7 protein-coding genes are annotated in these 6,949 nt (G+C 69.6%); 1 reads left to right on the top strand and 6 read right to left on the bottom strand.

Annotated features, from left to right (window positions below):
• The first annotated feature begins 93 nt into the window (after positions 1-93).
• On the top strand, positions 94-747 hold the full coding sequence (locus E1166_RS28300) for a C39 family peptidase (RefSeq protein WP_132342938.1): 654 nt from the start codon (positions 94-96) through the stop codon (positions 745-747).
• Positions 748-807: 60 nt separating this feature from the next.
• Here the strand turns inward: E1166_RS28300 and dusB are convergent, their stop codons facing one another.
• The 6 genes from dusB to E1166_RS28270 all read right to left on the bottom strand — a co-directional run bounded on the left by dusB (position 808) and on the right by E1166_RS28270 (position 6,874).
• Positions 808-1,983, bottom strand: a complete 1,176-nt coding sequence (gene dusB / locus E1166_RS28295) for a tRNA dihydrouridine synthase DusB (protein WP_132342937.1) — start codon at positions 1,981-1,983, stop codon at positions 808-810.
• 101 nt (positions 1,984-2,084) lie between these two features.
• Positions 2,085-2,909 (bottom strand): hypothetical protein, encoded by an 825-nt coding sequence (locus tag E1166_RS28290; RefSeq protein WP_132342936.1) that lies wholly within the window; start codon positions 2,907-2,909, stop codon positions 2,085-2,087.
• Between the two features lie 22 nt (positions 2,910-2,931).
• The gene (locus tag E1166_RS28285; protein ID WP_132342935.1) at positions 2,932-3,840 is read right to left on the bottom strand and encodes a hypothetical protein; all 909 of its coding nucleotides are present in this window, start codon (positions 3,838-3,840) and stop codon (positions 2,932-2,934) included.
• Between the two features lie 88 nt (positions 3,841-3,928).
• The gene (locus tag E1166_RS28280) at positions 3,929-4,765 is read right to left on the bottom strand and encodes a hypothetical protein (RefSeq protein ID WP_132342934.1); all 837 of its coding nucleotides are present in this window, start codon (positions 4,763-4,765) and stop codon (positions 3,929-3,931) included.
• Between the two features lie 141 nt (positions 4,766-4,906).
• Entirely contained in the window at positions 4,907-6,286 is a 1,380-nt protein-coding gene (locus E1166_RS28275; RefSeq protein WP_132342933.1) for a glycine--tRNA ligase, read from the bottom strand.
• A 114-nt stretch (positions 6,287-6,400) separates the two neighbouring features.
• On the bottom strand, positions 6,401-6,874 hold the full coding sequence (locus E1166_RS28270) for a hypothetical protein (RefSeq protein WP_132269643.1): 474 nt from the start codon (positions 6,872-6,874) through the stop codon (positions 6,401-6,403).
• Positions 6,875-6,949: the final 75 nt, after the last annotated feature.

Raw genomic sequence — 6,949 nt, 5'->3', positions numbered from 1 at the left:
GCGCAGGCCCCGCCGCCGGGCACACACCATCTTCTCTCCACGGCAGCCGCTCCCCGCGGCCGCCGCATCCCCCGAACGAAAGGTCGATCCCCCATGCGTACCGATCTGATCCGCAACAGCGCTCTGACCGTCGCCACCATCGCCGCCACCGCCGGCGGCATCGCCGGCCCGGCCATCGCCGCCCAGGCTGCCCCCGCCGAGAAGGCCGCCACCCAGGTCAGCACCGACCGCAAGGGCCACGGCGAGCGTGAGCTGAAGGTCGACTACGAGGCCCAGCCCAACTTCTACTACTGCGGCCCCGCCGCCGCCCGCAACGCCCTCTCCGTCCAGGGCAAGAACATCGACGTCGACGCCATGGCCAAGCGGATGGGCACCACCGAGAACGGCACCAACAGCATCAACGACATCACCCCCGTCCTGAACAAGGAAACCGGCAAGGACGTCTACCGCAGCGTCGAGATCAAGACGCCGAAGGCCGACGACAAGCAGACCGACACGATGCGCGCCGACATCGTCGCCGCCATCGATGACGGCCGGGGCGTCGTGGTCAACATCGCCGGTACCGCCATCGACACCGACGGCGGCGTGCACTCCTTCGAAGGCGGGCACTACATCAGCGTCACCGGCTACCGCGACGGCGGGAAGATCGTGACCATCGCCGACTCGGCCAACCCGGCCACGGCCAGCTACCAGATGGACATCGACGCCCTCGCCGACTGGGCCGCCACCCGCGGCTACTCCCACTGACTTAGAACACGACGAAGGGCCGGCCCCCACCCGGGGGCCGGCCCTTCGTCGTACCCGGCGTCAGCCGCCGGAGTCGGCCAGCTCGGCACCCTCGGGGACGGTGTCGTCGTCCCGGCTGGCCAGCCAGCCGTCGGGCAGGAACACCTTGCCCGGGGAGTTGGTGCGGCCACGGGGTTGGCCGAGCGCCTCCACCGGGAACGGCACGCTCGGGTCGAGCTTGCCGAGCAGGTCGTCGAGCTGGGTCAGGCTCTCCACCATCGCCAACTCCCGGCGCAGCTCGCTGCCGACCGGGAAACCCTTCAGGTACCAGGCGACGTGCTTGCGGAAGTCGGTGCAGCCGTCCCGCTCGCCCCGCGCCGGCGTACGCGCACCGGCGCTGAACTGGTCGACCAGCAGCTCGGCATGGCGGCGCATGGTCGCCGCGACCTCGCCGAGGGCGGGCAGCCGCCGCTCGGGGCGGCCGTCGAACGCGGCGGCCAGATCCGCGAAGAGCCACGGCCGGCCCAGGCAGCCCCGGCCGATCACCACCCCGTCGACGCCGGTGTGCGCCACCATCCGCAGCGCGTCGTCGGCCTCCCAGATGTCGCCGTTGCCGAGCACCGGCACGTCGAGAGCCTGCTTGAGGGCGGCGATGGCGTCCCAGTCCGCCGTGCCCGAGTACCGCTGGGCGGCCGTACGCCCGTGCAGGGCGACCGCCGCGACCCCGGCGTCCTGCGCGGCGAGCCCCGCCTCGACGTACGTCAGGTGCTCGTCGTCGATGCCCTTGCGCATCTTCACGGTCACCGGCACCCCGGCGGGTGACGCCGCGTCCACCGCGGCCCGTACCAGCCGGGCGAAGAGCCGCCGCCGCCACGGCAGCGCCGCGCCGCCGCCACGGCGGGTCACCTTCGGCACCGGGCAGCCGAAGTTGAGGTCGATGTGGTCGGCGAGGTTCTTCTCCACCACGATCCGCACGGCGGCGGCGGTGGTCTCCGGGTCGGTGCCGTAGAGCTGCAGGCTGCGTGGCTGCTCGTCGGCGCCGAAGGCGATCATGCGGAGCGTCTTCGGGTTCCGCTCCACCAGCGCGACCGTGGTGATCATCTCGCAGACGTAGATGCCGCCGCCCTGCTCGCGGCAGAGCTGCCGGAAGCCGACGTTGGTGATGCCGGCCATCGGGGCGAGCACCACCGGCGGCCACACCTGGTGCCGCCCGAGGGTGAGCGGGCGACGGGCGACGGGAACGGCGGAACTGGTCACGTACCCAAGAATCCCACGCCCCCGGCGGTGGTCCAGCCACCGGTGGCCGTCGCCGCCGCGAGATTGCGCGAACTCACACCGCGACGGCGACCGGCGTACGGTCAGTACGTGCCAGGATTGGACATAATCAGTCCGGATACGTCCACGATGACCGACGTGGCGGCGTTCACCCAGATGGTGAAGCAGTAGTTACGACCATCGAGGGCGCTCAGCTGCACCTCTACCAGGTTGGACAGGATCTGGTTGGGCCCCCACCAGTTCAGCGATGACGTCGACGGCCGCCCGGAGGTCGATGCGGGGTAGGCGCTCAGTACGCCTGCCGAGACGGTGCCGGCGACGGTCAGGTTGACGTAGACGCCCACGGCCCGACCGGTCGACGCCACCGACAGGTTGCTCAACGACAGGTGGATGAAGCTGTTCGCCCGCAGCCTGCCGGTGCTGTCGACACTGCTCCGCCCGGCCGCGATGTACTGGTCGTAGATGGTCGACGATGGCAGGGCCCGGGTGTCCAGGATCCGCTTGGGCTGGATCGCCACCGTCCGGTTGGCCCACCGTGAGGTGCTCACGTACTGCTTGGTACCGGCCTTGCCGCCAATCACCAGGTCACCCTCGTGGGTGTAAGCGAGCGAGCCGGTAGGCAGCTCCGCGGGCACATCCTGGTCGAAGACGGGCATGATCTGCAGCGCCGGACGGCCGGCCGGCGGGTTCAGCGCCAGGGTGGGGCTGGCCGAGGAGCCACCGACCAGCACCGTTTCCGCCGTGCCGGCGTCGTTGTTGACCGCACCCATGATCACCGGATCGCCGGCAGCGGCGCTGGCCGGCGAGGCGACGACTGCCGCCGCGCCGACGCCGACGCCCGCAACCACTCCGCTCTTGATGATCTGCCGGCGGGTCGTCGCCGCGCTCGTCTCGTCCGCGGTGGTCATGCTGTTCTCCTCGGTCCCGTGGTCACGCACCGGCCTGCACCGCTCGCTTGCCCCGCTCTGCGTTTTCCTTGATCACCTGAGCCCGAACCCCGTCGCCGCCGGAGAGGGTCTTCGGGTTGTTGATGACGGCGGACTCAGGATGGAACACGAGGAGCCCGGTCACGTCGAGGATCACCGCCGCCGCACTCTTCTGTACGTAGATCGCCACGACGTCCTCGTAGTACTCGCCGGCGGCCGTCTCGTAGGACCCGAGCTGGGTGATCACACCGTTGGAGAGGAGTTGACCCGGGCCGAACCAGTTGATGGTGGACGCGTCCGGGAGATCGCCCCGGCCGAAGACGGTGCCGAAGCCGGCCTTCTCGGTCTTGGCGACCGTGATGTTGCCGATCATGCCGTCGCCGTAGTTCACGATGTCCCGCAGGTGGACCACCAGAAAGGTGCCGGCGGTCGCCCGGCCCTGCGAATCGATCCGCCCGCCGCCCTCCAGCAGCCGGGCCCGACCGGCCGGACTACGGGTGTCGAGAACGCGGGTCGGCGGAATCGGCACCAGCATAGTGGCGTTGGCGGTGGTGAGCGTCTCGTGCTTCCGGTGCTGCCCTGACTGACTGATGATCACGCCGAGGCCAGCGGTCGTGGGGTAGACACCCCCGGTGACGGTCCGCGTCACCTCCTGCCGCTTCAGGTGCAGACTCGCACCCACGTCGTTCTGCAGTACGAGCGTTGCCGCTCCGTCCGGCGCCGCGTTGGTGATGGTGGTGCACCAGCCCTCATTGACCTGGCCGATGCCGACCGGATCACCGGTGTCGGCGCTGGCCTGCGTGGCGTTGACGGCGCTCACGGCGGTGGCGGCGACGGCCGCGCCACCGGTGACGGCGGCGCGGCGGATCAGGCTGCGACGCGACGCGGACCGGTCAGAGGCTGACGAACTCATCTCGTTCCCCCGTGAAATACGTGGAAGGGCTGGGACTGGTGGTCACGGGCAGCGGTGACCGGTAGAGCGCGGAAAACACCAGATCCGCCTACGCCTGGCCGGACACGATCTGGCTGGGATGACCGACCAACAGGCTCGTCAAATCCACGATCACGTGCGTCGGCGAAGACGTCGCCTGGATCGTGATCACATTTCGGAAGGCACCGCTGGCACCCAGCCTGGTGAAGAGGAAGTTGGAGAGAATCTGACCGGACGTCCACCAATTCACCGTGGAAGCCGTGGGCTTTGTGTCGCCACCCCAGACGGTGAGGAAACCGGGACCGGTCATGCCGACAACGGTGACATTGCCCTTCATGGCGTAGCCGTTCCGCACGTACTCGTCCAGGGCCACCACGATGGGACCGCCCGGCTTCAGCTTGCCAGTCGTCGGGTCGAGGTTGGCGCTACCGGCGACAATCCGACGGCGAAGGTCCGGGGATCGGGTGTCCAGCACGCGCACCGGCCTCATGGCCACCGACATGGTCGCCCATTCCGAGGTCCACGCCCAGCCGTTCGTATCACCATCATCACTGTCGGTGCCCGCGCGAATAAACAGGTCACCCTGGTCGTCGACGGCCATCGTGCCCATCTCGGATTCGAGCACCTGCGGGTACAGGTTCGAGCTCGGCACCAGCCGCAACGCCACTCCCTCGGTGTTGTTCAGGGAAAGCGCGGCGATGCCCTCGCTGGCGTTCAGCGTGGTGGTCTGGCCGCCAGCGTCATTGGTCGTACCCATAATCAGGCTGTCGCCCGGCGCGGCCTGTGCGGCGGCGGGTAGGCCCACGGCGGCGGCGACACCCGCGCCGGCCGTGGTGCTGGCGACCGTGGCGGCGCGACGCAGCAGTCGCCGCCGCTGCGGGTCGTGGTCATGTGGCGGCTGGGTCATGCGGACACCCCCATGATGAGATCAACGCCGGGAATGCTCGCACAAGATCACGTACCCCCTCAACCACCGGTCGGGCACGGACGGCGGCTGATACGGCGACGGCCCCGCTCGCGCGGGAACGGGGCCGCCGGTGGTCCGGGCTCAGCAACCGGGCAGGCGCTCGATCAGGTAGCGCTCGACCTGGTCCAAGGAGACCCGCTCCTGGGCCATGGTGTCCCGGTTGCGCACCGTCACCGCGTCGTCGTCAAGGGTGTCGAAGTCGACGGTGACGCAGAACGGGGTGCCGATCTCGTCCTGGCGGCGGTAGCGGCGGCCGATCGCCTGCGAGTCGTCGAACTCCACCACCCAGCGCCTGCGCAGCTGCGCGGCCAGCCCCTTCGCCTTCGGCGAGAGCGCCTCGTTGCGGGACAGCGGCAGCACCGCCACCTTGACCGGGGCCAGCCGCGGGTCGAAGCGCATCACGGTGCGCTTGTCCACCCCGCCCTTGGTGTTCGGGGCCTCGTCCTCGTCGTACGCCTCCAGCAGGAAGGCCAGCACCGCGCGGGTGAGGCCGGCGGCCGGCTCGATGACGTACGGCGTCCAGCGCTCGTTGCGCGTCTGGTCGAAGTACGACAGGTCGACGCCGGAGTGCTTGCTGTGCGTGGACAGGTCGAAGTCGGTGCGGTTGGCCACCCCCTCCAGTTCGGCGAACTCGCTGCCGCCGAACTGGAACCGGTACTCGATGTCGACGGTGCGCTTCGAGTAGTGGGACAGCTTCTCCTTCGGGTGCTCGTAGAAGCGCATGTTCTCCGCCGACAGGCCCAGGTCGAGGTACCAGTTCCAGCGCTCCTGCAGCCAGTACTCGTGCCACTGCTCGTCCGAGCCGGGCTCGACGAAGAACTCCATCTCCATCTGCTCGAACTCGCGGGTCCGGAAGATGAAGTTGCCCGGGGTGATCTCGTTACGGAACGACTTGCCGGTCTGCGCGATGCCGAACGGCGGCTTCTTGCGCGCGGCGGTCGCCACGTTGTTGTAGTTGACGAAGATGCCCTGGGCGGTCTCCGGGCGCAGGTAGTGCAGGCCCTCGTCGCTCTCCACCGGGCCGAGGTAGGTCTTCATCAGGCCGTTGAACATCTTCGGCTCGGTGAAGGTGCCCTTGTTGCCGCAGTTCGGGCAGTTCAGCTCCGACAGCGAGGTCAGCGGCTTGCCGTGCTTCTCGGCGTACGCCTCCTCCAGGTGGTCGGCGCGGAACCGCTTGTGGCAGGACTGGCACTCGGTCAGCGGGTCGACGAACTCGGCGAGGTGACCGCTGGCCTCCCAGACCTTGCGGGCCAAGATGACCGCCGAGTCCAGACCGACGACGTCGTCGCGCTGCTGGACCATGCTCTTCCACCACTGCCGGCGGACGTTCTCCTTGAGCTCCACGCCGAGCGGACCGTAGTCCCACGCCGACCGGGTGCCTCCGTAGATCTCGCTGGAGGGAAAGACGAAGCCCCGGCGCTTGGCGAGGCTGACGACGGCGTCGATACGGTCGGCTGGCATGTTTCCTCCTACGCCGGCTGGCGGTCGGCGGGGACGTGAGTGGATGGAGCGGAACAGTTCGGGACAACGGTACGGCCAGCGGCATCCCGAACCCAGGAGAATACCGGGGGCGGATCAGTTGACCCCGCAGACCTCCAGCCCGGCGGTCTGCGGGTCGGGGGCCAGGGTCACCGTCTGGGTGTCCCGCCCGCCGCCGCTGAAGGTCACCTCCACCGGCACGGTGAGCGTGTTCGGGTCGACCTCGCCGATCCGGTACCCCGCCACCGCCGGCTCGTCGCTCACCCGGCGGACGAACTGCGACCGGGACTCGCGCCGCTGGACCGCGTCGCAGAGCGTGTCGTACGCCTTGCCGTACTCCTTGCGCACCAGCGCGCCGTAGTACTCATCGGCGATCGCGTGACCCTGCTCCTCACTGGCCCGGATGCTGCTCACGCTCAACCCGACCAGGGCGGTGCCGCCTCCGCCGCAACAGATCAGCAGCGCGAGCGCGCCGACGCCGAGCCCCAGCCAGAGCCGCTTGCGGCCACCCTCGGTGGGGGGCGCGGCGAACGGCGGGGCGACCCCCGGCCCGGCCGGCGGGGTGGGCATGCCCGCGGGTGACGAGGGCGGCGTGCCCCCGGCGGGCGGCGAACTGGGCAGCTCCCCTGTTGGTGGGGTCTCGCC

Origin of the sequence: Micromonospora sp. KC213 (genome assembly GCF_004348325.1) — a bacterium.
Taxonomy (GTDB): Bacteria; Actinomycetota; Actinomycetes; order Mycobacteriales; family Micromonosporaceae; genus Micromonospora.
The sequence above is the reverse complement of the archived record's forward strand: the minus strand, read 5'-3'. Positions and strand labels throughout refer to the sequence as shown.